Consider the following 24,489-nt stretch of genomic DNA (forward strand, 5'->3'; position numbering starts at 1 on the left):
GTCCAGCTGCCATGCGTTTATCACATAGCAGACATTTCGCGGTCCGCATTGAATGCAGGATGGGTATATATGATAATCGCCAGAAGCAATATAACGGACAGAACAATGCTGAAGACAATCTTCAAGCGCGTGGCCGACCTGGCCCGCCCAGCGTCGCGCGGCGTCCGTAGCGAACCGTCGGCATCCCTGATCGGTCTCGTGATTGCGCTGCTTGGGGCGTGCTTGCTGGCATCCAGCCCCGCGCTCGCGGAGCAGCCGGCAGTACGCGAGCTCGACATCGCCGACTACCGAGGCTATCTGCTCGAGGATCATCCAGTACGCCAGGGCATGCGCAAGTTCGCGCAACTGGTCGAGGCTCAGAGCGGGGGCGGCCTGCGGGTGCGCCCGCGTACCGACGCCTTGCCCGGCTCGCCCGCGAAACAGATCGCGGCGCTGCAGGCCGGCGCCCCTGGCGCACCCGCCTTGATGCTGGTGGCAAGCACCGGCCTTGCGGCGGTCGCCAAGGAGTTCGAACTGCTCGACCTGCCATTCCTGGTAGCCGATGGGCGGCAGGCCGACGCCTTGCTCGACGGCCCCTTCGGCGATGTCCTGCTGGCGCGTGTCGCACCGGCGGGCCTGGTCGGCCTGGCATGGTGGGAAAACGGTTTTCGCCAGATCACGAGCTCCGGCGCGCCGATCCGCAGCGCCGACGATCTGCGGGGCCTGAAATTCCGCGTGATCGGCGAACCGGTGTTTGTCGATACCGTGCGTGCCATGGGCGCCAATCCGGTCCCCTTGCCGTTCGGGGAACTGTACGAGGCCCTGAAGTCGCGGCGCGTCGATGCAGAGGATAATTTCACGTCCCAGATCCTGGCCGGCCGCCTGCATGAAGTGCAGTCCTCGCTGACCATCACCAATCATTCCTACAGTGCGCTGGTCCTGGTGGCGAATGCCGCGGCCTGGAAAAGCCTGAGCCCGCGCCAGCGGCGCATCCTCCAGGCGGCCGCGATCGAGGCCGGACGATTCCAGCGGCGCATCGTGCGCGAGGAAGCGCTCCAGGCGCGCGGGCGACTCGCGCAACAGGGCATGGCCGTCAATGAACTCGCCCCGGCCGAACGGGACAAACTGCGCGCGCTGACGGCGCCCCTGCGCGCCCGCTACTTCGGCCAGCACGGCCGCGACCTGTGGCAGCTCTACCAGGGGACTGGCGCCGAGCAATGACACCGGGCGAACACTTCGTCCCTTATCCCGCAACACCATAAAAAGCTTTTATACAGGAGACATCCCGTGACCAAGGACCAGACACCAGACCAGCCAGTGCCAGCCAACAGGAGGCACCCCGAATGATCAGCGATAAGAAACTGAATTCGATATCGGTCGCCCTGGGCTTGCTGCTGACCGCCTACGTGGCGCAGGACCTGCATTTCAATCCCCGCTGGTATGGCGACAACGGACCGGGCGTCGGCAAGTTGCCGCGCGAGATCGTCGCCGGCTACATGGACACCGCCTACGGAAAAGGGCAGGTCGCCGCGGCGGCAAAGCAGTACTACACCAGGAAGACGATCGACGTGACCCCCGACGCTCCCTATCGCAGCGACTCGGCGCCGCTGAAATCCACCGTGCGCCTGGTGGTCGCCGAAGGCCTGAACGTCGTGGTCCAGCATTGCGTCGAGGGCGTCGGCAGCCCGCAGGAGGTGGTCGACATGTTCCGCACCTCGAACGGGCGCATCGTCTGGCGCAAGACCATCGCCCAAGCCGTGAACGGTCCTTCCTGCGCCGCCAGCAGCCTGGCCAGGCCCGTCGATCTCGGCCTGAAACCCGTACCGAGCTGAGCGGGCACGGAGCGGCGCCGGCCCGCGGGCAGGGCGCTCGACTACAACATTCGTAATGGAGACAAGCATCATGGCAGTAACAACCCGTGCCGTCGCCGGCACCAACAAACTCGATATCTGGTTTCTCGGCAAGCTCGTACTGATCTTTTTCCGCATCATGCTCGGTGCCTGGATGATCGTCAGCGGCACCAGCCACCTGCTGACCGTGTTCGGCTTTGCGCCGATCTTCCCCCAGCCCCTGGGCAATATGCATCCCTCGAACGTGATGCTGGTATCGCTGCTCCAGGTCGGCCTGTTCGATATCGTCAAGACGGTCGAACTGCTCTGCGGCCTGTGCCTCGTGTTCAACGTCTTCGTGCCGCTGGCGCTGGCCGCCGCACTGCCGGTGTCGTACATGGTGTTCCACAACTCGATCGCGCTGAACATGCGCTATGACCGCATCTTCAGCACCTACATGGCGGTCTGGTGCCTGTACATGAATGTGGTGCTGGTGCTGGCGTACATCCGCTATTACCTGCCCATGCTCAGGATGCGCGCGCCGATGGGCAAGCTGGAGGATTTCAAGATGCTCCCTTCCATTTTCAGCGACCCGGAACAGGAACCGGGCAAGGGCACGCGCTGAGCGTGTGGTTCGGGCGGCCAGCCCGGCGGCGCTACGCCGGCGGCGGCCAGGCCCACCCCAAGATATTCGATTAACTCATTTGCGGAACTAACATGGCTGACTATTCCAACCCGGCTGAGATGGCCAAGAGCAGACGGCGTGCCGTCATTGCCAGCTACCTGGGCACGACGCTCGAGTATTACGATTTCCTGCTGTACGGCGTTGCTGCGGCGCTGGTATTCCCGCACATCTTCTTCGTCAGCCTCGACCCGATGCTGGGCGCGATGTCGGCCTTTGCGACGCTGGCTGCCGGCTATTTTGCGCGCCCGCTGGGTGCGGTCGTGTTCGGGCACTACGGCGACCGGCTGGGACGCAAGAAGATCCTGATGATCACCCTGATGATGATGGGCGGCTCGAGCGTACTGATCGGACTGCTGCCAAGCTTCCAGCAGATCGGCATCATGGCGCCGATCCTGCTCGTGGTACTGCGCCTGATCCAGGGCTTCGCCATCGGCGGCGAATGGGGCGGTGCCACCCTGATGTCGATGGAGCACGCCAAACCGAAGGGCAGGGGACTGGCGGTGTCGATCGTGGCATCGGGCGGCCCCAGCGGCGCCTTGCTGGGCACGATGGTGATGATGCTGTTCTCCAAGCTGCCGAACCAGGACTTCCTGGCCTGGGGCTGGCGCGTGCCCTTCCTGCTCAGCGCGCTGTTGCTGGTGCTCGGCATCGTGATCCGGATGGGGCTCGACGAGACACCCGAGTTTGAAGAGGCGCGCAAGAAGCGCCTGGCTTCTGGCAAGAAAGTCAAGGTGCTGCCGGTCGTGACCGTGTTCCGCCACAATCGCCTGCAGGTGCTGTCCGGCGTGATCGGCGGCCTGGCGCCGCTGGCGTTCGCCACCTTCGGCGCCGCGTTCCTGCTCAACTACTCGGTCACTGTGGGGCATAGCCGCACGGATTCCCTGCTTGCCATGACCGTGGCGAATTTTCTGCACATCTTCACGATGCCCTGTTTTGGCGCGCTGTCCGACCGTCTCGGCCGGCGTCCGCTCCTGATCGCGGGTGCGATCTTCGGCGCGGTACTGATCTGGCCGATTTTCCTGCTGGTGAACCAGGGCAGCCTCGGGGCACTGATCCTGGCCCTGGTGCTCGCACTGCCCCTGATCCAGGCAATGCTGGGCGGTCCCGTGAATACCTGGATGGGCGAGAAATTCGCGGCCGACGTGCGTTACAGCGGCATCGCGGTGACCTTCCAGATCGCCTCGACGCTGGGTTCCGGCTTGTCGCCGATGATCGCATCGGCCCTGCTGGCCTTGCGCGGCGGTACCGACCCGGTGCTGGTCGCTGTTTTCTTCGGCGGCCTGTGCGTGGTCAGCGCCATTGCGTATTACTTCAGTGCGGAGCATTTCGACCAGGAGCTGCCGGTGTACACCGCCGGCACCGAAGAAGCGGAAGAGGCTGCGCGCGAGCAGCCGCCGGTCGGCGCCGGCAAGGTCGGGGTGCGCTAGGCACTCCGTCGGCGCCCGCGGGCGCCAACCCGCCATGTTCATGTGGCGATCATCAAAGGGCCCGCTGCGATCGCGCAGCGGGTCCTTCGCGCATCCAGCCCTGGTGGACCGGGCGTTCGCGCGCGAGGCGGGTCCGGACCCGCATGCGGCGAGCCGGGTTGAATCTGCCCAGCGCCGCTCTCGGGAAAGCATGCGGGCTTGCGATGCCTTATCCGTCGAGCGCCCGGCGCCAGCCGAAGTAGCTGGACAAGCAGCGCTTGCCGATTCGGCGAAACGGGAAACGGTTCAGGTCGACGTTGGACCTGGCGTGTGCCGGAGATGATTCAACACTTGACGCGAACAGCGCCAAAAAAAACGCCGGGCGCAGGCCCGGCGTGGAGGAAAAGGGGAGAAGATCGCCGGCCACGAAGCGGGCCGGTTCAGTGCCTACAGGTCGAGCACCAGGCGCGCACTCTTCGCGCGCGAGCAGCACACCATCATCGACCTGTTGCCGGCGCGCTGGGCCGGCGTGAGGACCTCGTCGCGGTGGTCCACTTCGCCTTCCAGCACGCCCACCTCGCAGCAGCCGCAGATGCCGGCTTCGCAGGAGGACTCGATGGCGATGCCGTTGCTGGTGAGGACTTGCAGCAGCGTCGATTCGGTCGGCACGCGCAGTTCGATCCCGCTGCGCGCCAGGGCGACGACGAAACCGTCGCCGCTCGTCGCGACCGGCTGCGAGGCGCCGAAGCGCTCGAGGTGGACCGTTTCCGGTGCGCGGCCTGCCGCGGCGGCTTCATAGGAGGCCAGCATCGGCCCCGGGCCGCAGCAATAGAAATGTGCGTCTGCGGGGGCGGCCGCGACGATGGCGGCCATGTCCAGCACGGCATTCGCCTCGTCGTCCACGTGCACGCGTACGCGCTCGCCAAAGCGCGCCAGTTCGGGCAGGAAGGCCAGGTCGGCGCGCGAGCGGCTGGCGTACCACAGCTCGAACGAGGCCCCGATCCGCTCCAGGCGCTCGGCCATGCACAGGATCGGCGTGATGCCGATGCCGCCGGCGATCAGCACCGTGTGCGCTGCCTGTTCCGCCAGCGGAAAATGGTTGCGCGGCTGGGATAGCTCGAGGAGCGTGCCGACCCGTAGTTCGTCGTGCATGTAGCGCGAACCGCCGCGGCTGTTCGGATCGCGCTTGACGCCGACCACATAGCGGTGCGGCGTGTCGCCGGCGTGCAGCAGCGAGTAGGAGCGGGTGATGCCGTTGGCCAGGTGGACGTCGACGTGGGCGCCGGCGCCCACGGCGGGAAGCGGCCCGCCCTCCGGGCGCACGAACTCGTAGACCAGGATGTCGCGGGTCGCATAGCTGACCGACTGCAGGCGCACCTGGAGCCGGGCGTGGGCGCCGGCGACGGCGACGGGAGTGGGCGCGGCCGACATGTCAGCCTCCGGCCGCGCGCACGGCCACGGTCATGGCGCCGATGGCTTCGATCTCGCACTGCATCACGTCGCCCGGCAGGACCTGGCCGACACCGGCACAGGTGCCGCTCATGATGATGTCGCCGGGGTGCAGGGTGTAGTAGCTCGAGGCCCAGGCAATCTGCTCGGCGATCCCGATGATCATCTCGGCGGTGCTGGCCTGCTGGCGCACGTTACCATTGACGCCGAGCCGGATCTCGAGCGCCTGCGCATCGGCGATCTCGTCCGCCGTGACCAGCCAGGGCCCGAGCACCGCGTAGCTGTCGAGCGACTTGCGCAGCGAACGGTCTTCCGGACCGCGCACCGTCATGTCGAGCGCGATCGCGTAGCCCGCCACGTACGACAGGGCCTCGGCCTGCGTGACATTCGCCGCCGTCTTGCCGATCACGACCCCGAGTTCCATCTCGTGGTGCGAGAGGCGCTCCGGGAAGCGCAGGGCCACGCCATCGGCCGGTCCGACCAGGCTGCTGGCGGCCTTCAGGAACAATCCCTGTTCACGGATGTCGCCCTTGTAGCGGTCGGTAAAGGTCGCCTGGTCTGCCTTGGCCTCGGCCACATGGTCGGCGTAGTTGACCGGGACGCCGATGATCTTGCCCGGGTTCGCCACCGGGCTCAGGAAGCGCGCTTGCGCCACCGGGATCGACGCCGCCGACGGCAGCAGCCGGTCGATCGCGGCGCGTACCGTGTCGAGGTGGGCGATCAAGAGGTCGCCGGGCGCGGCGGGATAGCGCGGGCGGGGCAGGGCGTCCAGGGCGGCGCTGACCTCATAAACCCGGCCGTCGACGACGGCGCCCAGCTGTTGTTGGTTGTACCAGCAGATTTTCATGGTGATGGTCTTTCAGGTGAAACGTTTAGACGGCGGCCTGGACTTCTTCCGACAGCACGCCGAGGCGGCGCAGCAAATCGGCGTCGGACACGATGAACAGGCGCGCCTCTGCTTCCCCGCGGTGCGAGACCCAGTGATGCTGAGGCAGCGTGAAGGTGTCACGCGGACCCCAGGCGATGAGCTGGTCGCCGACCCGGGTCTCGCCATGGCCTTCGACCACGGTGCACACCAGGTTGGCGTTGGTGCGCGTCGGTAGCGTGGGCACGCCGGCGTCGAGCTGCAACATCGAGGTATCGAGCAGGGCCATCGCGCCTTGGCCGTTCAGGGGATTGATATAGCGCACGCGGCGCGCGCCGTCGGGCGAGCGCGGCGCATGCTGCAGGGCGCGCACCGCATCCGCATACGGATAGCGGAACACCGGCGAGTGGTCGCGGCGGCCGTCGAGGGCGACAGGCACGATGCCGGATGAGGCAAAGGCCGCATCCGGCATGGTCACGGGCGGCTCGACGATGGGGCCGGGCTGGAACACGACCGTGCCCATATGCTGGTGCAGCGGCACGTCCAGCACGTCGAGCCAGACCACCGGCTCCTTGCCGTCATGCCGGTGCTCGTGCCAGCACATGCCTGGCGTGAGCACCAGATCGCCGAACTCCATCGGGCACTCCTTGCCGTCGACCAGGGTAACCGCGCCCGAGCCTTCGAGCAGGAAGCGCAGCGCATTCATGGTGTGACGGTGCGGGCGCGCCGTCTCGCCGGGCAGCAGGCACTGCAGGGCGGCGAGCACGCTGCCGCAAGTGTATTCGTCGGCCGGCGATGCCGCGTGCGGGCTGAGCATCTGCAGCACGCGCCGCTGGACCGCGGCCGGCGAGGTCTCCCGGAAGGCCAGTTCGACCAGCGCGCGGGTTTCCTTCCAGCGCCAGACATGGGCGGCGACGGGCGGCGGCGGCGGCTTGTGGGCGTTCGGGCTGTTCCACAGGGGCGCCAGGTGGGCGGCCTCCCAGAGAGCGTACGGGTCGGGATGGGACTGGCTCATGGCGGGGCCTTACAGTTTGAAGGATTCGAAGGTGCCCGGATGGAACAGGTCCTCGGGCGTCACACGGCGCGAGGACAGTCCCTGCCGGTGGTGGTGGTCGAAGAATTTCTCCAGCACGTGACGGTTGCCGTCGATGCCGTAGGACCAGAAGTCCTCGCCCATCAAATCGCGCGCCTCCTTCAGGCGCTCTTCGGCGAAGGGCAGGGTGATCTTGGTGGCCGAGGTGTCGCTCAGGTGCTCCAGCGCCAGGTGCTTCGACTGGTTGAAGGCCTTGAACACCGCGCCCGGCAGCCAGGGGTGCTTGTCCGCCAGTTCGCGCCGGACGCCGAGGATGTGCATGATCGGGAAGATGCGCGTACGGCGGTAATAGTCCTTGGCGGCGGCGACCGGGTCCGGGTACAGCCAGCCGATGTTGGGCGTGCCCGGCGCGACGTCCGGCGGACGCGGCGCGACATACGCGTCGATCTCTCCCTTGGCCAGCAGGCTAGAGATGGTCTCGCCTTCGGGCGCGTCCTCCAGCCTGACGTCTTCCGGCAGCGCCAGCTTGATCTTTTCCGGCCGGCCCGCATGCGAAATGCCGCCGCGCACCCAGGTCACGTCCGAGGGTGCGATGCCGTGGTCGTCCTGCAGGAAAGAGCGGACCCAGACATTGGCCGTCAACTGGTATTCGGGCAGGCCGATGCGGCAGCCGCGCAGGTCTTCCGGGCGCTTGATGCGGTCGGTGCGCACGTAGATGGCCGTGTGGCGGAAGGCGCGCGACAGGAATACCGGCACGCCGACATAGGGCAGCGTGCCAGCGGCGGCCTTGACGGTCGAACTGGAGAGCGACAATTCGCAGATGTCGAATTCCTCGGCGCGGAAGGCACGGAAGAAAATCTCTTCCGGCGACAGCGTCATGAAGACGGGAGCGACGCCATCGATCTGGACGGCATGATCGATCAGGGGGCGGCAACGGTCGTAGTTACCGATGGCCACGGATAGCTGCAGTTTGTTCATGTGTTCCTTGACGGGTTTTCCGATGGCGCGCAGCGCCGGTGGATGACGCTATTTTTTGTGATCGTGGTAACGGGAGCAACGCGAAAACCTTCATTTCAGCTATGCTGCGGCGGCATGAATGCCGGGATCCCGCATGAACAGTGGCGCGCGCCGGTCCGGCGCCGGGCGGGACGCCGGCATGCCTTGCCCTCCAGTGGATTTTCTTGCAATATTCCGTGTTACCATTTTTGTTCCTGTCAGACGAGCGCCCACCCAACCATGTCCACGATTACCAACCGCCCCCGCCGATCCGGCGAACATCGCACCAGCGCCGCCTCGCGCGAACGCATCCTCGACGCCGCCTTCGAGGTCATCTGCGACGAGGGATACAGCGGCGCCACCATGGCCAAGGTCGCGAAGAAGGCCGAACTGCCGGTGGGAAGCGTCTACTGGCATTTCGAAAACAAGGATCTGCTGCTGGCCGCACTGATCGAGACCAGCTTCGAGCGCTGGCACAGCCAGGTCGCATCGACCCACCGGCCCCTGCCCGATGAGACTTTCGAGCAGCATATCGTGCGCATCTTCGGACCTTCCGAAGCGGGCCGGCAGTACGATGCGGCGGACTTCTGGCGCCTCGGCGTCATCCTGAGCGTCGAAAAATCGGTGCGCGAGCAGGTCGCGCGCGAGCGCTTCCTCCGGATCCGGCAGTTGCAGCGCGCCGAGTTCGCCTCGTGGTGGCGCACGATCCTGCCCCAGCCGCTGCTGGTACACGATCCCGACCTGCCGGAACGCCTCAGCGGCTTCACCCTGGCCCTGCAGGACGGGAATGCGATCGCCGGCGCCTCGGGCGAATCGATTAAGGCCTTCCGCCCCATGCTTGCCTCGAGCCTGGTGCACCTGGTGGCGGAGGCGACGGCGCAGCTGGCCGCCACGGCCGCGCCCGAGCCGGTGCGCAAGAGCCGCAAGCCGGCGCTGGCCAAGGCCTGATCTTCCAGGCTGTGCGCTTCGGCGCCACGGCCTTCCCCACCATTCGCCCCCGCGGCGCTGCATCCGCCGCGGTCGGCCCTTCCTTCCCTGGTGTTTTCTGCTGGCCGAGACCGCCATGCCGGCGTGTCCTCACGCAAAAATAAAATATTGATTCTAGAACGAGTATTCAGCTAATATGTGTCGACCACTCCGGCACAGGCTCTGCCACGCAGAGCACAGGACGCCTGCGAAAAGGGACCCGCTGCACGGAGTAGGCAACCCGATATTGATGTTGAACGGAGGAAGACGTGGCGATCGTGACCGAAGAAAACACAAGTAAGCGAATCAAGACCAGGAACTGGGACATCCACTATAACGAGGCGGGCCAGGGCCATCCGCTGGTGCTGGTGCACGGCGGCGGACCGGGCGCCTCTGCCTGGAGCAATTACAACCCCAACATTGCTACGCTGGCCAAGAAGTACCGCGTGCTGGCCGTCGACCTGCCCGGCTGGGGCAAGTCGCAGGCGGTCACCTACGACAAGCGCGACAACAGTGGCGCCTTGGCGGAGTTTCTCGAAGCCTTGGGAATCCCGCAGGCTGCCTTCGTCGGCAACTCGATGGGTGGCTCCTCCTGCATCCGCCTGGCGTATGAACGACCGGAGCTGGTCTCGCACCTGATCACGATGGGTTCGTCGGCAGGCGTGCCGGGCATCTTCGATCCGGCCGGCCTGAGCGAAGGCGTGAAGGCGCTCGAAGCGGCGTATTTCAATCCGTCGATCGAGACCATGCGCAAGTTCGTCGAAGGCATGGCTTTCGACACCCGCCATGTCACCGATGAATTGCTGGCCGAGCGTGTCCGGACCACCCTGGCGCGCCCCGACCACATCGAAGGCTGGAAGAGCGGCCACGGCAAACCGATGGTCAGGCTCGACCCGCAGCGCGTGGCCACGATCACGGCGCCGACCCTGCTGATGCACGGACGCGACGATCGTACGGTCCACTTCAATTCGGCCCTGACGCTGGCCCGTGCCATCCCCAACTCGCGCGCCTACATCGTCAACCGTTGCGGTCACTGGGTCCAGCTCGAACACGCCGACGAGTTCAATCGTGTGATCGATTCCTTTATCGAGGGCAACCCCGTCGCCACGAAACTGGCGGCCTGACAGGCAGCGCTTACGTTCAACAAAAACCTGGAGACTGCGGATGATCAAGTCGCTTGCTTATCTTGGAGTACATTCCCCGGACTACAAAGAATGGGAACGCTTCGGCCCGGAAGTATTGGGCTTGCAACATGCCGGACACGGTGAGGATGGGGCGGTCCGCCTGCGGCTCGATGAAGCGGCGCACCGCATCACGATCCACCCGGGCGAACGCAATGCGATCGCGTATATCGGCTGGAGCGTGAAGGACGAGGCCGATGCGAAAGCCATCGGCAGCCGCGTGGTGGCCCATGGCCTCGAAGTACAGCGCTCGGCGCCCGACGAAAACGCGCAGCGCAAGGTCGAGGGTTTCTACTGGTTCAAGGACCCGTCGGGGTTTCGCCATGAACTGAGCTGGGGGCAATACCATGCGGTTGCGCCCTTCCACGCGGGCCGTCCGGTCTCGGGGTTTCGCACCGCCGAGCAGGGCCTGGGTCACGTGGTGCTGGCGGTCGCCGACCTGGAAGAGGGCGACCGCTTCTACCGCGAGGTGCTGGGCTTCCACCCGTCGGACATCGTCAGGGATGGCCCGCTGGAAGCGCATTTCTATCACATCAACGGGCGCCACCATTCGCTGGCGATCAGCAGGCTGCCGACCCGGGAGGTGGCTTTCCTGCACCTGATGATCGAGCTGAACTCGCTCGACGACGTCGGCACCGCGCATGACATCTGCGAGCAGCGCGGGATCCCGATCACGACGACCCTGGGCCGGCACAGCAACGATCACATGATTTCGTTCTACATGTACACGCCGTCCGGTTTCCGCCTCGAGTACGGCTGGGGCGGCCTGGATGTCGACCACGATCTCTGGATCCCGCGCACCTACGACAAGCCCAGCAGCTGGGGGCATCACCGCCAGCACAAGGAGTTGACCGCGCTGATGATGCACGACCGGGCGCCGGCCTGAGCGGGCCGCCGGGACAAGCCTTGATTCCGGCTGCGCGTGCTGCCGGGATATTTCACAACAAATTTGAGACACATCGTCAAACAGGAGTGCAGCATGCATCCGGTACGAGAAATTATTACTAGCAACATCGATCGCTTCGTCAATCAAGAAGTGCCCAGTAACGAACTGGGCCGCGTGACGGACGAAGGCGCGAAACTGATCCGCGAAAGCGGCCTGGTGCGCATGCTGCAGCCGAAGGAATACGGCGGCTTCGAGGCCGATCCACGCGAGTTCTACCTGACCGTGATGGAACTGGCGTCGCGCGCCTCGTCGCTGGGCTGGGTCGGCTCGGTGGTGGGCGTCCACCCGTTCCAGTTCGGCCAGGGCGACCCGCGCATGCAGGAAGAAGTATGGGGCCAGGACCACGACACCTGGACCGCCTCGCCCTATGCCCCGATCGGCAAGGCGCGCCGCGTCGACGGCGGCTTCATCCTGAGTGGGCAATGGCCGTTTTCGTCGGGTACCGACCACTGCAAGTGGGCGGTGCTTGGCGGCTTCGCGGAAAGCAAGAACGGTCCGGCCGGCGAGTTCACGGTCCTGACCCACTTTGTGCTGCCGCGCGCCGACTACGAGATCCTGCAGGATTCCTGGAACGTGATGGGCCTGGCCGGCACCGGCAGCAAGGACGTGCTCGTCAAGGAAGTCTTCGTGCCGGAGTACCGCACCTACAACGTGCAGGACCTGAACGACTGCGTGTACGCCACGCGCAACCGCCCGGACAGCCCGCTGTACCAGCTTCCCTTCGACCTGTTCTTCCCGGGCGCGATCTCGGCCGCCACGATGGGCATCGCGGCCGGCGTGGTCAAGCACTTCGCCGAATACACCGGCGGGCGCGTCCGCATGGGCGTCAAGCAGACCCAGAACCCGTACCACATGGCCTCGCTCGGCGCCGCGCTGGCCGACATCGACGCCTCCCGCCAGCACGTGCTGGGCGAAATCGGCGAGATCTACAAGTTCGTCCTGGCCGGCGGAAAAGTGACCAAGGAAATGAAATACCAGGCGCGCGTGAATCAGGTGCGGGCCGTGCGCCGCTCCGCCGAGGCGGCCGCCGAGGTATTCAAGCACGCCGGCGGCAATGCCAGCCGCCTCACCAACCCGATCCAGCGTAGCTGGCGCGATCTGTCGGTGGCCATGGGCCACGCCTGCAACATCGATGACCCGGTCTACGCCGCCTATGCCGGCTCGCTGTACGGCTTGCCGATTCCACGCGGCGTGGTCATCTGATCCACGGCCGGATTCGAGGGACACCGCCGGTGCCCCTCCCGGCTGAGCGGAAGCCGGTGTGAAGCTGCCCGCCCTGGTGGCCCTGACGGTGCTGGCGCACACCGCGTTTGGCGGTGGCCGCGTGGCGCTGACCCTGTCCGCCATCCGCCTCGGCGGCACGCCCTTCGAGGTGGGCCTCGTGCTCAGCCTGCTGGCGGTGGTGCCGATGTTCCTGTCCGTGCATGCCGGCCGCTGGACCGACCGCAGCGGCGTCGCCAGGCCGACCCTGCTCGCCTTGCTGATGCTCGAGGCGGGACTGTTGCTGGCGCTGCTGCCGGCGCTGGCGGCGCTTGGCGCGGCCGCCGTCCTGCTGGGCTGCGGCTACATGCTGATCCATCTGGCGATCAACAATGCGGTCGGCAAGGCCGGCACGGCGGCGCAGCGCACCCACGGCTTCTCGATGCTGGCGCTCGGCATCTCGACGTCGACGGCCGCCGGGCCGGTCATCGCCGGCTTCCTGGTCGACCTGGCGGGGCATGCCTGGACCTTTCTCACCCTTGCCGTGTTGCCCGTCGTGGCGCTGCTGATCTTCGCCAGGGCAGGGCGGGCAATGCCTGCCGTGCAGGTTGGCGCCCGGCCGGCCGCCAGGCTGCGCATGGCGGACCTGTTCCGGCATGCGCCGCTGCGCGCCGTGTTCATCGCCAGCGCGCTGCTGTCGATGGGCTGGGATCTGTTCACCTTCATGATGCCGGTGCATGGCGACCGGATCGGGCTGTCCGCCTCGGAGGTCGGCCTGGTCATGGGCGCATTTGGCAGCGGAACCTTTGTCGTGCGCCTGTTTACTCCAGGACTCGCGCGCAGGTTTTCGGAGTGGCCGATACTGGGCGGTGCGCTGGCGCTCAGCGCAGCGGTCTACCTGCTGTTCCCCTTGCTCCACGCCTGGCCGGCCCTGCTCGCATTGGGCTTCCTCCTCGGCCTGGGCCTCGGCTGCGCCCTGCCGATGATCATGAGCGCGATCGGACACAGCGCGCCACCAGGGCGCGCCGGCGAGGCGATCGGGGTGCGATCGATGCTGGCCAATGTGAGCCAGACCCTGTTGCCGGTAAGCTTCGGCGCGCTTGGTTCGGCCGTGGGGACGCAGCTGGTATTCTGGGCGCTGGCCGCGATGCTGGCGGCAGGCGCGGTGTTTGCGATGGGGCGGCACGTCGGCCCGGCCGATGCCTGATCGCCGGCGCTCCCAGGCGACCCCACGGAGCCCACTCCGCCAGCATAAAACACGTGTCACATGGGCAACTTTACTGCTATGCTCATGCATTATCTGACACGGAGGGTTGTATGAAGCGCAGGGATTTCGTTCGGCTTGGCGTGAGCGCGGGTGTGGCCGCGGGGGCAGTGGCAGGCGTGGCGCAGGTGGCGGCGGCGACATCCCATGGCGCGGCCGGTTCCAGTATCCTGGACGCTGGCGTCCAGGAGCAACAGGCCCAGATGGCGGCCGGCAAGCTGAGTTCGAAGTCGCTGGTCCAGCAATACCTGGCCCGCATCGCCGCCATCGACAAGGCCGGCCCGCGCATCAACGCCGTGATCGAGCTGAACCCGGACGCGCTCGCCATCGCCGGGGAACGCGACCGCGAACGCAAGGCCGGCAAGCTGCGCGGCCCGCTGCACGGCATCCCGGTCCTCATCAAGGACAACATCGCCACCTTCGATGCGATGAGCACCACGGCCGGTTCGCTGGCCCTGGCCGGCGTGCGCGCCAGCAAGGATGCCTTCGTCGCCCGGAAGCTGAGGGAGGCGGGCGCGATCATCATCGGCAAGACCAACCTGTCCGAGTGGGCGAACATGCGCTCGACGCACTCGGTCAGCGGCTGGAGCGGCCGTGGCGGCCAGACCCGCAACCCCTACGCGCTGGACCGCAACACCAGCGGCTCGAGCGCGGGCTCCGGCGCGGCCATGGCGGCCGGCCTGGCGACCCTGGCGATCGGTACCGAGACCGACGGCTCGATCGTCTCGCCTTCATCGACCTGCGGCATCGTCGGCATCAAGCCGACCCTGGGCCTGGTCAGCCGCAGCGGCATCATTCCGATCGCCCACTCGCAGGACACGGCCGGTCCGATGACCCGCAGCGTGGCCGACGCCGCGCTGCTGCTGGGCGCGATCGCCGGCGTCGACGACGACGACGCCGCCACCAATGATGGCCAGGGCAAGGCGGCCGACTACGCGGCGGCGCTGCGCACGGATGGCCTGCGCGGCAAGCGCATCGGCGTGGCCCGCAACTTCTTCGGCAGCAGCCCGGCCATCGATGCCCTCATCGAGAAGGAGCTGGCGGTCTTGACGTCGCAGGGCGCGACCCTGGTCGACGTGCAGGTGCCGAACGTCGACAAGTACGGCGACAGCGAACTCGAAGTCCTGCTGGCCGAGTTCCGCCCGGATCTCGAAGCCTGGCTGGCGAACTATGCGCCGCACGCGCCGGTCAAGACCATGCTGGACGTGATCGCCTTCAACGAGAAGAACGCCGGCCGCGAGCTGCAGCACTTCGGCCAGGAGCACCTGGTCGCCGCCCAGAAAAAGCCCGGCCTCGACGACAAAGCCTACCGCGACGCGCTGGCCAACAACCACCGCTACTCGCGCGAAGAGGGCATCGACAAGATCCTGAAGGACGAGAAGCTGGATGCGCTGGTCGCGCCGACCGGCGGCACCGCCTGGCTGACCGACTACATCAACGGCGACCACTACGGCGGCAGCTTCTCGTCGCCGGCGGCGGTGGCCGGCTATCCCCACGTGACGGTGCCGGCCGGCTATGTGCAGGGCCTTCCGGTCGGGATTTCCTTCGTCGGCACCGCCTGGACCGAAGCGGCCCTGATCGGCATGGCCTACGCCTACGAGCAGGCCAGCCGGCGCCGCCGTGCGCCAGGCTTCCCGGCCACGGTCAACGTCAAGGCCTGAGCCCATGCGCGCCCGGCCGCTGCTGCGCGCGTTCGCGCTGTCGCTGTCGCTGGCGGGTGCGGCGCACGCCGTCGCCGCGCCCGGCACCACCGGCACCACCGACTGGGCCGCCATCGCGCGCCAGGACCTGGGGTTTGCCGCGGACACCATCCGCAGCCGCCACGCGGGCCATGTGGCCGGCCAGCCGAGCGTGACGCAGCCGCTCGCGGCCGGCATGCGCGGCGGCGTGACCGAGGCCGACGGCGTGCGCAGCGAGCAGGACTACCTGCGCCTGATGATGCGCTTCATCGCCGGTTTCGGCGACCCGCATACCGGCATCGACCTGCACCTGAAAGTGCGCGGCTGGACCGGCCTGGTGATCGACCAGGACCGCGCGGCGAAGGGCGGGCGCTATCGCGTGCTGTGGTCGGAGCCGGGCTGGCCCACGCCCTTGCCCCCAAGCGGCAGCGTGGTGCGAAGCTGCGACGGCACCTGGATCGGCACCTGGCTGCAGCTGCAGGTGGCGCCCTTCATGAACCGCAGCGTCGAGTATGGCGCCACCTTCAGCACCCTGGCGCAGCAGGTGATGTTCGACCTGGGCCTGGGCTGGACGCCGTCGCAGTGCCTGTTCGAGCTGCCCGACGGCAGCCGCAGGAGCTTCGCGCTGCCGCTGCGCGGCGTGCCGGGCGAAGTCGCACAGGCGCGCCTGGATGCGCTGCAGCCGCGCTGGCGCGCCATCGCCAGGCCGGTCGGCCTGAGCACGCTGGCGCCGGACAAGCGCTGGGTCGGCATGCCGGACTTTAACGGAGCACGTTCCGCGGCAGCCTACGAGGCGCTGTATCCGAAGCTGGCCGCGCTGCCGAAGTCGGGCTGGGTCGTGTTTGACCTGCGCGGCAACGGCGGCGGCGACTCGACCTGGGGCAGCCGCGCGCTGGCGGCGCTGTATGGCGAGGCCTATGCGCGGCAATTGAGTTCGATGGGCGACGCCAGCAAATACCTGATCGCCGACGCCGCCACGGCCAGCCTGCTCAAGCGCTATATTGCCGCGCCGGAGTATGCGGCTTCGAAGGCGGAAAGCGAAGACGAGCTGGCGAAGGTCGAGGCGGCCATGCGCGCCGGCGAGCGGATGGCGCTGGTGGCGGGCGAGGCCGGTGCCGCGCCCGCGCCGGCGGTGCTGCGCCGTCCGCACGGCCCGCGCGTCGCCGCCGTCATCGACCGCGGCTGCTTCAGCTCCTGCATGGCCTTCCTGCAGCAATTGCAGGCAATGGGCGACACCGTGGTGCTGGGCGAGTCCACCCTCGGCTATTCTCCCTTCGGCGAGATCAAGCTTTTCGAACTGCCGAGCGGGCACGGCGTCCTGCGTATCCCTTTGGCCATCTACCGGACCGCGCGGGAAACCCGCGAACCTTTCGTGCCGGACTATCCGTTCGGCGGCAATATGGCCGACGACGACGCACTGCAGAAGTGGGTCGAGGCCACACTCAATGGAGTCAAGCAATGACAGAAACGAGCCTCAAGGAAGCCGCGCTGGCCTTCCTGCAAATGACCGCCGCCGGCCAGGTCGAGCAAGCCTTCGAACGCTTCGCCGCCCCGCAATTCCGCCACCACAATCCCCATTTCGCCGGCGACGCCGCCGCGATCAAGGCCGGCATGCTGGACAATGCGGCGCGCTTCCCGGACATGGCCTTCGAGGTGCAGCGTGCGATCGCCGACGGCGCGCTGGTGGCGGTCCACTCGCGCGCGCGCATGCAGCCGGGCGCGCCCGACATCGCGATCGTCCACATCCTTCGCTTCGAAGGCGGCAGGATCGCCGAGATGTGGGACATCGGCCAGGTCCAGCCCGATCCGATGCCCAACCAGTACGGGATGTTTTAAGAGGCGTCCCCGGAAAGCTGCTTGCCGAGCCGCTTGCCCAGCGCCAGCAGGGTAAGCGTCGGCGGCAGGCCCCAGGGCTGCGGGATCACCGAGGCGTCGCACACATACAGGCCGGGCGTGGCGGTTTGCAGGCCGCCGTCGACCTGGTCGCCGATGCGCAGGCTGCCGCCGGGATGGGCGGCGAAGTGGTGGCTGGCGAACACGTGGCGCGCGCCGGCCCGCTCCAGGATGCCGCGCGCGATGCCGATGCCGCGGTCGAACTTTTCGCGGTCGGCCGGCTGCAGGGTCTTGTCGACCCAGCGCTGGCCCACGCGTCCGCCGATCTCGTCGCGGATCTTGACCATGATGCTGAGCGTGCGGCGGTGCGCCAGCAGGCGGTCGACGCGGCCGGCCTGCAGCGCGAAGGCCTGGTACATCGCCTGCGGCAGGGTCAGGTCGGCCAGCGCGATGCCATCCTCGCTCCAGCTGGCGCCGGCGGCCATCGGCACCTCGGCGCCACCGGGTTCATCGTCAGGCAGATCATCCACGCTGCCCATCACCGCGACCACCGGATCGCTGAAGAAGGCGGCCGGGCGCGCCAGCAGCTGCGATGCGCGCAGCAGGCGCGGGCTGCCGATGCCGCCGGCCGCCAGCACCACGCGCCCGGCGCGCCACTGCCGGGTCGCGCCGCCGACCTGCGCCTCCACGCCCACCGCGCGGCCATCTTCGACCAGCATGCGCGTCACCCGCGCGTCCGCCTGCAGGACGGCGCCGTGGCGGCAGGCTTCGTCGACGAAATCGCGCGCGGTCCATTTAGCGCCGAAGGGGCAGCCGGTCACGCAGCGCCAGCAGCCGCGGCGGCAGGCCTCGGGCCGGATCAGTTTGTCGAGCTTGCGCCAGTCGAGGGAGAGGGCGCGCGCCGCCTCCATGATGCGGGCCGCCATCGGGCCGACCAGCGCGTCCGGCAGCGGCGCCATCGGCAGCTCGGCGCGCAGTTCGGCGAGCGCCGGTTCGAGGTCGATGCCGTGGGCGGCGAACATCGCGGCCGGCGGCGCGGCCGCGGTGGCGAAATTGATGGTCGAGGTGCCGCCCAGCGTAATGGCGCGCACCAGCAGCGAGGCGTCGCGGTGGATGAAGGCGCCTTTGCCGGGCACGGCCGCCATCGCCGCCATCTGGCCGAGCGTGCCGTTGAGCGGCGCGGCGCTGCCCTGTTCCAGCATCGCCACCTTCGCACCATTCCTGGCCAGCTCGCGCGCCACGCTGGCGCCGCCGGGGCCGGTGCCGACGACGATCGTATCGAATGAAGAGCGGGAAGGAGTGGACATGCGGTCGGGCGGGGCTGAGTCGGCGGTCTCGCATGCTACCACCGCAGCCGCGCATATGCCCTCGTAACTGTTGGTTGTAAATACATCGACCACCAACTGAAACATTTTCTTACAAATTCGTTGCTAGCTTTACATACATTGGCTCGCATGTACTTATGTGGCGCGTTAAGCTTGGGAGGAATTCACAATAATTCTCCTATGCAACTCTCTCTCGTCTTCCGCCCCCTCAGCGCTCCGCTGCCCGACAAGGTATTGCTGGCCTTCCGTAAGGATGCCGGCTGGAGCAACCGCGACACTTCCGCCGCAGTGACTGCGGGCCAGCCGGGCGGCCTGGTCCAGTGGGTGACGGTCGAATCGGGCAAGAAAAGGGTGGGCATCGCCCGCCTGGAACTGGCGCCGCCGCAGTTCTGCTTCGTGTCGGACCTGATCGTCCTGTCCGCCCACCGCGGCCGCGGCGTCGGCGAATGGTTCATGAAGCAGATCGAACAGCATTGCGCCGGCCTTGGCATCCCGCGCGTGCTGCTGCAGCCGATGGACGACAACCGCGGCTTCTACGAGAAGCTCGCCTTCGTCGCCGATCCCCTCGTCGCCGGTTTCCTGAAGAAGGAACTGCGTCCGCTGCAGCGCAGGATGCTGCCGTTCTGATGCGCTGACAGCGTCGAGGCGGAGGTCAGCGCGATGCCGCCGCCTGCTTGGCCTTGGTGAATACCGGCCCCCACAGCGGGTGGCCATGCTCGCCGGGCGCCAGGTCGAACGAGGGATCGAGGCGCAGCGCCCGGTCGAAGGCCTGGCGGCAGGGCGCCGGGCGCGAAGTCACGCAATAGCTGAACGCCAGGTATTTCAAGGCCTCCAGGCGCGTGGCCATCGGTCCGTTGTTGACGTCGCGCTGGGACAGGCGCCGGATCGCGCCATTGAAGTCACCTTCGTTGTACAGGCGGATGCCTTCGCGCAGGCCGCTGGTTTCCTTCGCTGTGTCGGGTACGCCCGGTCCGTCGCTGCGGTCGCGGTCGCGCGGCTTGGCGGCTTCGCGCGGCGGACTGGTGTCGCGTTCCACCGGCGTGGTGCGTGGAGCGGAAACCTTCGGATGCGAGGGCGTGCGCGCCGGCTTCTGGTCGAAGATCGGGAACTCGGCGCAGCCGCCGAGCAGCAGGGCGCCGGCGGTGGCGAGGGTGAGGAGGTGGAGTCGCTGCTTGGTCATCATGGGTGCGTGTGCTTACCGGGGTTCGTCGCTGAAGTCCACGGCGATCTGGCCGCCGCCGCCGCTGGTGTCGACTTCGAGCACGCGGTCGTGGAAATTCGGGTTGGCGATGCGGATCGTGTGCCTGCCGGGCGCCAGGGTCAGGCGCTTGACCGGCGGGCTGGCGCCGCGGTCGACGCCGTCCACGTAGACGATGCCCCAGGGCTGGATCTTCAGCCTGTAGGTGGCGGAACCGGGTGCGGCCGCAGGGGCCGCAACGGCCGGGGCGGCGTGCTGCGGGAGCGCTGCGGGCGCGCCGTTCGCGTCGGCCTGCACTGCCTGCGCGTCGGGCCGTGCGGGCAGCGCCGGCTGTTCCGCTACCTGCGGTGGCGGCGGCGGGAGCGGCGCCGCGGCGCGCGGCCTGTCCTGCGCCGGCTCGCCGGACTGCGGCAGGGTCAGCACGATATGGTCGTAGGAGCCGGAGTCGCGCAGTTCGGCGAACACGGCCAGCGCGATGGCGATCAGGACCGCGGCGCCGCCGGCCGCGATGGCCCAGCGCTGCCAGCGCGACAGCCCCTTGCCGAGCCGCGACGCGGCCGGAGCGTCCATGAAGGAAGGCAGGGTGCCGGCTTCGAGCGGCGTGGAGGCCGGCGTCATTGCGGGTGCCGCCGGTTCGAAGGCCGGCGCGGCCGGGCCGAGCGACACGATGCCGAGGATGTGGCGCAGTTCGTCGACGGTGCGCGGGCGCGCGGCCGGATCGGCGGACATGCAGCGGTCGACCGCGGTGATCAGGGACTCGCTGTAGCCTTCCAGGACGCGGCCGCGCAGCGGACCGGTCGGAACCAGCTCCCGGGTGATCGCGAAATGCACGACCCGCGCCAGGGCGGTCAGGTCGGCCGCCTCGTCCGGTTCGGCGTCGTCGACTGCGGAAGGCAGCAGCAGGGGCTCGCCGTTGTCGTGGAAAACCACGGTGTCCGGCGTGATCGCCCGATGCGGCATGCGCATCGCGTACTGCAGTTCGAGCGACTGCAGGAGCTGGCGGAAAATCTTGCGGCACCAGACTTCGTTGACCTGCGCGGGATCGTGTTCGACGATGTCCCTGACGGTGTGGCCTTCGAGGTGCTGTTGCTCGGGTCCGGAGGTAAGTGTGCTGGTCATTTTGCTAACCTGTATTTGGTGCAAATCATGCCAGATTTACCGCTGCGGCGCCCCGCAGTGTGCTCAACCGTGCGCGCCTACACTTGTTGTCACTGCGGCGCTGCTACAACTCGGCAGTATCGGCGCTGCGCTCAGACGTCGATGAAGCGCATCTTGAAGTTGCGGCCCTTGACGGCGCCGAACTCCGGGCCGAGCGGGTTGCCGGCGTTGAGGCGTTCGAAAGCCTGCTCGGCGACCCTGCGGTCCAGTGCCACGTAGCTGAAGAATTCGCCGATCTGGATCTTGCCGACCTGGTCCTTGTGCAGGCCGGCGTCGCCGGTGAGGGCGCCCAGCAGGTCGCCGGGACGCAGCTTGTCCTTCTTGCCGCCGGCGATGGACAGGGTCATCATCGGCGCCGGTCCGTCGGGGTAGGTGTCGTCGCCGAGTTCGGCCAGCGGATGCCACTCGGCCGGGGCCTGCTGGTAATCCTCGATCAGCTTGACCCATTTCTTTTCGTTGGGTGCGGCCAGGGTCAGGGCTTCGCCGCTTTCGCCGGCGCGGCCGGTGCGGCCGATGCGGTGCACGTGCACTTCCGGATCCTTCGAGACGTCGACGTTGATCACGGCCTCCAGGCCGGCGACGTCGATGCCGCGCGCGGCGACGTCGGTGGCCACCAGCACCGAGCAGCTGCGGTTGGCGAACAGCGCCAGGGTCTCGTCGCGGTCGCGCTGTTCCATCTCGCCGTACAGCGCGCGCGCGCCCCAGCCCTGTGCGCGCAGGTAGTCGGCCAGCTCGCGGCAGCGCGCCTTGGTATTGCAGAACAGGATCGCCGAAGCGGGGCGGAAGTGCGCCAGCAGGCGCGCTGCCGCTTCCAGGCGGCCGTCGAAGCCGATCTCGTAGAAGCGCTGGGCGATGCGGTCGGCTTCGACCCGGGTCTCGACCGCGACTTCTTCCGGATCGTTCAGGAAGCGCGCGGTGGCGGCGCGGATGTCGTCCGGATAGGTGGCCGAAAACAGCAGGGTCTGGCGGTGCGCCGGGCAGGCGTGCACGATGGCCGCGATCTCGTCGTAGAAGCCCATGTCGGTCATGCGGTCGGCTTCGTCCAGCACCAGGGTGCGCAGGCGCGCCAGGTCGAGGGTGCCCTTGCCCAGGTGGTCGCGGATGCGGCCCGGGGTGCCAACCACGATGTGGGCGCCGAATTCCAGGGTCGTCATCTGCGGCCGCATCGGCGCGCCGCCGGTGAGCACCACGACCTTCACGTTGCCGATCCCGCGCGCCAGGCGCCGCAGCTCGTTCGCGACCTGGTCGGCCAGTTCGCGCGTCGGGCACAGCACCATGCCCTGCACCGCGAACAGCGCCGGATTCAGGCGCAGCAGCATGCCGATGCCGAAGGCGGCGGTCTTGCCGCTGCCGGTCTTCGCCTGCGCGATCAGGTCGCGGCCGCCCAGCGCCAGCGGCAGGGTCGCGGCCTGGACCGGCGTCATCTCATGGTAGCCGAGCTGGGTCAGGTTGGCGAGGAAGGGGGCGGCGAGCTGGAGGGAGGCGAAGGAGGTGGTGGTGGACATGGGAATGGAATGTGGGGAACGAACCGCTTCGTCGTCCCCGCGCAGGCGGGGATCCATACTGAATGTGACGAAGCTGCAAAGCTGATAGACCGACTCCGGTTGCTCAGCATGGACCCCCGCCTGCGCGGGGGCGACGATTGGATAAAGCTTACGCCGCCGGCTTCCAGACCGGCAATCCGGTCAAATCGAGATCGGGATCGGACTTCCAGACCGGCAGGCCGGTGGCGTCGGCCTCGTCCAGATTCAGTAGCGGGATCTGTTCCTGCTTGAGCGTGCTGCGGCGGCTGCGCGGGACGGGGCGCTTCGGCTCGGGGACAAGGGCATCGACCGGGTCGGCCGGGGCGAAGCCTGGCAGGTCGAAGGTGGCGTTGTCTTTCTTGTCTTTCATGCGCTGCGCTGGCCCAGAAAACAAAAGCCCGGCTCAAGAGTCGGGCTTGTGTCGTACAGTATTTGGTTGCGGGGACAGGATTTGAACCTGTGACCTTCGGGTTATGAGCCCGACGAGCTGCCAGACTGCTCCACCCCGCGTCTGAGAACGCTATTGTATCGCGTCCGGGCCTGAAGTGCAAATCGGTCTACGCCATCAAGCCGGGACGAGCCGCCACAGCGAGGTGAGCTCGGCCATGCGCGCGGCCGCCAGCGGGTCGTCCGGGTCGCTGGCCTTCGGGTGCGCGGGGCGGATGTCGTGGCGGCCCGCCACCGCCAGTCCGGCGGCGCCGATCCAGCCCAGCAGCTGCTCGCGCGAGCGCAGGCCAAGGTGCTCGGCCAGGTCGGACAGGATCAGCCAGCCTTCGCCGCCCTCCAGCAGGTGCTCCTTCAGGCCGGCCAGGAAGCCGCGCAGCATGCGGCTGTCCGGGTCGTAGACCGCGTATTCGATCGAGGAACTCGGCTTGCCCGGCAACCAGGGCGGATTGCAGACCACCAGGTTCGCGCGGCCCTGCGGGAACAGGTCGGCGCGCACCACCTCGACCGTGCCAACCAGGCCCAGGCGTTCGATGTTGGCGCGTGCGCAGCCGAGCGCACGCTCGTCCATGTCGGTCGCGATCACGCCCTGCAGGCCGCGATGCGCCAGCACCGCCGACAGCACGCCGGTGCCGGCGCCGATGTCGAAGGCGAGGGTTGCGCCCGCCGGCAGGGGCGCCTGCGCGACCAGTTCCACGTACTCGCCGCGCACCGGAGAGAACACGCCGTACCAGGGGTGGATGCGTTCGTCCAGCACCGGGATGAAGACTCCCTTGCGGCGCCATTCGTGGGCGCCGATCACGCCCAGCAGTTCGCGCAGCGAGGCCACGAAGGGTTCGCCGGCCGCGCCATAGGCCTCCAGGCAGGCCTCCCGCACGTCGGGCGCGCGCCGCAGCGGCACCGTGTAATCACCGTCGAAGGGGATCAGCAGCATCGCCAGGGTGCGGGCGCGCTGCAGCTGGGCCAGGCGGTGACGGTGGAACTGCTCGGTGAGGGTCGCCGGCTTGGCGCCGGCCTTGGCGCGCGCTTTTGCGTGCTTATTGCGGCCGCCCTTGTGCTCGATCCTCCGCACCAGCGCCTGCAGCAGCTGGCGCGCATTCTGGAAGTCGCCGCGCCACAGCAGGGCGGTGCCTTCGAGCGCCAGGCGGTAGGCGGTGTCGGCGTTCATGGTATCGTCGGCCGGCACGACCTTCTTCGGCGCCGGCCAGCCGCTCTCGGAGCGCCAGCGCGCCGAGCGCTCCTCGCCGTTTTCGATCCAATGGATGCGTTCGGTGTTCAAGCGGGCCGCCCGATCAATGGTGGTGGTGCCAGTGGAGTTCGTTCGACTCCACGTAGGACTTCACGGCCTCCGGGTTGCCGGTGGCGTGGCGCTTGATCTCGCCGCACTCGCAGATGCCCTGGTAGGGCTGGATGTGCGAGCAGGCCGAGACTTTCTGCAAGGTGAGCTTGACCGGCTTGGCGCACTTGGCGCACTTGAAGGTCAGGAAGCGGGCGGGTTTGTTCATGATGGATAAGCATTCGATTGTTAGC

The 24,489-nt window shown here is 67.7% G+C and carries 24 protein-coding genes and 1 tRNA gene; 13 read left to right on the forward strand and 12 right to left on the reverse strand.

Annotation, left to right across the window (positions count from 1 at the left end; all coding sequences use genetic code 11):
• Positions 1 to 105 precede the first annotated feature (105 nt).
• The 4 genes from ACI48D_RS22685 (at position 106) to ACI48D_RS22700 (ending at position 3,920) form a co-directional block, all read left to right on the forward strand.
• Positions 106 to 1,200, forward strand: coding sequence for a DctP family TRAP transporter solute-binding subunit (locus tag ACI48D_RS22685; RefSeq protein WP_435573503.1), 1,095 nt, complete (start codon positions 106 to 108; stop codon positions 1,198 to 1,200).
• Between the two features lie 122 nt (positions 1,201 to 1,322).
• Positions 1,323 to 1,811 (forward strand): hypothetical protein, encoded by a 489-nt coding sequence (locus tag ACI48D_RS22690; protein WP_435573504.1) that lies wholly within the window; start codon positions 1,323 to 1,325, stop codon positions 1,809 to 1,811.
• 70 nt (positions 1,812 to 1,881) lie between these two features.
• A complete protein-coding gene (locus ACI48D_RS22695; RefSeq protein ID WP_435573505.1) occupies positions 1,882 to 2,433 on the forward strand; it encodes a DoxX family protein in 552 nt (183 codons plus the stop codon).
• A 92-nt stretch (positions 2,434 to 2,525) separates the two neighbouring features.
• Positions 2,526 to 3,920: an MFS transporter gene (locus ACI48D_RS22700; RefSeq protein ID WP_435573506.1), complete on the forward strand. Its 1,395-nt coding sequence runs from the start codon at positions 2,526 to 2,528 to the stop codon at positions 3,918 to 3,920.
• Between the two features lie 426 nt (positions 3,921 to 4,346).
• Here ACI48D_RS22700 and ACI48D_RS22705 read toward each other — a convergent pair whose 3' ends face one another.
• Genes ACI48D_RS22705 through ACI48D_RS22720 form a run of 4 tightly spaced genes read right to left on the reverse strand, consistent with a single transcriptional unit; the run spans position 4,347 to position 8,224 of the window.
• Positions 4,347 to 5,330: a PDR/VanB family oxidoreductase gene (locus ACI48D_RS22705; protein ID WP_435573507.1), complete on the reverse strand. Its 984-nt coding sequence runs from the start codon at positions 5,328 to 5,330 to the stop codon at positions 4,347 to 4,349.
• 1 nt (position 5,331) lies between these two features.
• On the reverse strand, positions 5,332 to 6,195 hold the full coding sequence (locus tag ACI48D_RS22710) for a fumarylacetoacetate hydrolase family protein (protein WP_435573508.1): 864 nt from the start codon (positions 6,193 to 6,195) through the stop codon (positions 5,332 to 5,334).
• A gap of 25 nt (positions 6,196 to 6,220) precedes the next feature.
• Positions 6,221 to 7,228: a cupin domain-containing protein gene (locus tag ACI48D_RS22715; protein ID WP_435573509.1), complete on the reverse strand. Its 1,008-nt coding sequence runs from the start codon at positions 7,226 to 7,228 to the stop codon at positions 6,221 to 6,223.
• Between the two features lie 9 nt (positions 7,229 to 7,237).
• Positions 7,238 to 8,224 (reverse strand): ABC transporter substrate-binding protein, encoded by a 987-nt coding sequence (locus ACI48D_RS22720; RefSeq protein WP_435573510.1) that lies wholly within the window; start codon positions 8,222 to 8,224, stop codon positions 7,238 to 7,240.
• A gap of 258 nt (positions 8,225 to 8,482) precedes the next feature.
• On the opposite strand from ACI48D_RS22720, the gene ACI48D_RS22725 reads away from it, so the two are divergent.
• The 8 genes from ACI48D_RS22725 to ACI48D_RS22760 all read left to right on the forward strand — a co-directional run bounded on the left by ACI48D_RS22725 (position 8,483) and on the right by ACI48D_RS22760 (position 17,314).
• Positions 8,483 to 9,190 (forward strand): TetR/AcrR family transcriptional regulator, encoded by a 708-nt coding sequence (locus tag ACI48D_RS22725; RefSeq protein ID WP_435573511.1) that lies wholly within the window; start codon positions 8,483 to 8,485, stop codon positions 9,188 to 9,190.
• A 287-nt stretch (positions 9,191 to 9,477) separates the two neighbouring features.
• The gene (locus ACI48D_RS22730; RefSeq protein ID WP_435573512.1) at positions 9,478 to 10,332 is read left to right on the forward strand and encodes an alpha/beta fold hydrolase; all 855 of its coding nucleotides are present in this window, start codon (positions 9,478 to 9,480) and stop codon (positions 10,330 to 10,332) included.
• Positions 10,333 to 10,372: 40 nt separating this feature from the next.
• Entirely contained in the window at positions 10,373 to 11,275 is a 903-nt protein-coding gene (locus ACI48D_RS22735; protein WP_435573513.1) for a VOC family protein, read from the forward strand.
• 93 nt (positions 11,276 to 11,368) lie between these two features.
• Positions 11,369 to 12,538 (forward strand): hydroxylase, encoded by a 1,170-nt coding sequence (locus ACI48D_RS22740; protein WP_435573514.1) that lies wholly within the window; start codon positions 11,369 to 11,371, stop codon positions 12,536 to 12,538.
• A 58-nt stretch (positions 12,539 to 12,596) separates the two neighbouring features.
• Complete coding sequence (locus tag ACI48D_RS22745; RefSeq protein ID WP_435573515.1) at positions 12,597 to 13,742, forward strand: MFS transporter; 1,146 nt, start codon at positions 12,597 to 12,599, stop codon at positions 13,740 to 13,742.
• 110 nt (positions 13,743 to 13,852) lie between these two features.
• Complete coding sequence (locus ACI48D_RS22750; RefSeq protein ID WP_435573516.1) at positions 13,853 to 15,460, forward strand: amidase; 1,608 nt, start codon at positions 13,853 to 13,855, stop codon at positions 15,458 to 15,460.
• Between the two features lie 4 nt (positions 15,461 to 15,464).
• A complete protein-coding gene (locus ACI48D_RS22755) occupies positions 15,465 to 16,940 on the forward strand; it encodes a S41 family peptidase (RefSeq protein WP_435573517.1) in 1,476 nt (491 codons plus the stop codon).
• Positions 16,937 to 17,314: a nuclear transport factor 2 family protein gene (locus tag ACI48D_RS22760; RefSeq protein ID WP_435573518.1), complete on the forward strand. Its 378-nt coding sequence runs from the start codon at positions 16,937 to 16,939 to the stop codon at positions 17,312 to 17,314. The genes ACI48D_RS22755 and ACI48D_RS22760 overlap by 4 nt, the downstream gene beginning before the upstream one ends.
• Here the strand turns inward: ACI48D_RS22760 and ACI48D_RS22765 are convergent.
• Positions 17,311 to 18,618 (reverse strand): GMC family oxidoreductase N-terminal domain-containing protein, encoded by a 1,308-nt coding sequence (locus ACI48D_RS22765; RefSeq protein ID WP_435573519.1) that lies wholly within the window; start codon positions 18,616 to 18,618, stop codon positions 17,311 to 17,313. The genes ACI48D_RS22760 and ACI48D_RS22765 overlap by 4 nt on opposite strands.
• Positions 18,619 to 18,816: 198 nt before the next feature.
• Here ACI48D_RS22765 and ACI48D_RS22770 point away from each other — a divergent pair, with 198 nt between their 5' ends.
• A complete protein-coding gene (locus ACI48D_RS22770; protein ID WP_435573520.1) occupies positions 18,817 to 19,263 on the forward strand; it encodes a GNAT family N-acetyltransferase in 447 nt (148 codons plus the stop codon).
• Positions 19,264 to 19,288: 25 nt separating this feature from the next.
• On the opposite strand, the gene ACI48D_RS22775 is transcribed toward ACI48D_RS22770, so the two are convergent.
• The 7 genes from ACI48D_RS22775 to ACI48D_RS22805 form a co-directional block, all read right to left on the reverse strand.
• The gene (locus tag ACI48D_RS22775; protein ID WP_435573521.1) at positions 19,289 to 19,819 is read right to left on the reverse strand and encodes a TssQ family T6SS-associated lipoprotein; all 531 of its coding nucleotides are present in this window, start codon (positions 19,817 to 19,819) and stop codon (positions 19,289 to 19,291) included.
• A gap of 12 nt (positions 19,820 to 19,831) precedes the next feature.
• A complete protein-coding gene (locus tag ACI48D_RS22780) occupies positions 19,832 to 20,953 on the reverse strand; it encodes a hypothetical protein (protein ID WP_435573522.1) in 1,122 nt (373 codons plus the stop codon).
• Positions 20,954 to 21,084: 131 nt separating this feature from the next.
• The gene (dbpA, locus tag ACI48D_RS22785; protein ID WP_435573523.1) at positions 21,085 to 22,497 is read right to left on the reverse strand and encodes an ATP-dependent RNA helicase DbpA; all 1,413 of its coding nucleotides are present in this window, start codon (positions 22,495 to 22,497) and stop codon (positions 21,085 to 21,087) included.
• 148 nt (positions 22,498 to 22,645) lie between these two features.
• Positions 22,646 to 22,885 (reverse strand): hypothetical protein, encoded by a 240-nt coding sequence (locus tag ACI48D_RS22790; protein ID WP_435573524.1) that lies wholly within the window; start codon positions 22,883 to 22,885, stop codon positions 22,646 to 22,648.
• A gap of 63 nt (positions 22,886 to 22,948) precedes the next feature.
• Positions 22,949 to 23,025: transfer RNA gene (locus ACI48D_RS22795), tRNA-Met, on the reverse strand.
• 55 nt (positions 23,026 to 23,080) lie between these two features.
• Positions 23,081 to 24,238 (reverse strand): methyltransferase, encoded by a 1,158-nt coding sequence (locus ACI48D_RS22800; RefSeq protein ID WP_435573525.1) that lies wholly within the window; start codon positions 24,236 to 24,238, stop codon positions 23,081 to 23,083.
• Between the two features lie 13 nt (positions 24,239 to 24,251).
• Entirely contained in the window at positions 24,252 to 24,464 is a 213-nt protein-coding gene (locus ACI48D_RS22805; protein ID WP_435573526.1) for a hypothetical protein, read from the reverse strand.
• Between the last annotated feature and the right edge of the window lie 25 nt (positions 24,465 to 24,489).

It is taken from the genome of Massilia sp. LXY-6 (genome assembly GCF_051233485.1).
Classification (GTDB): domain Bacteria; phylum Pseudomonadota; class Gammaproteobacteria; order Burkholderiales; family Burkholderiaceae_D; genus Telluria.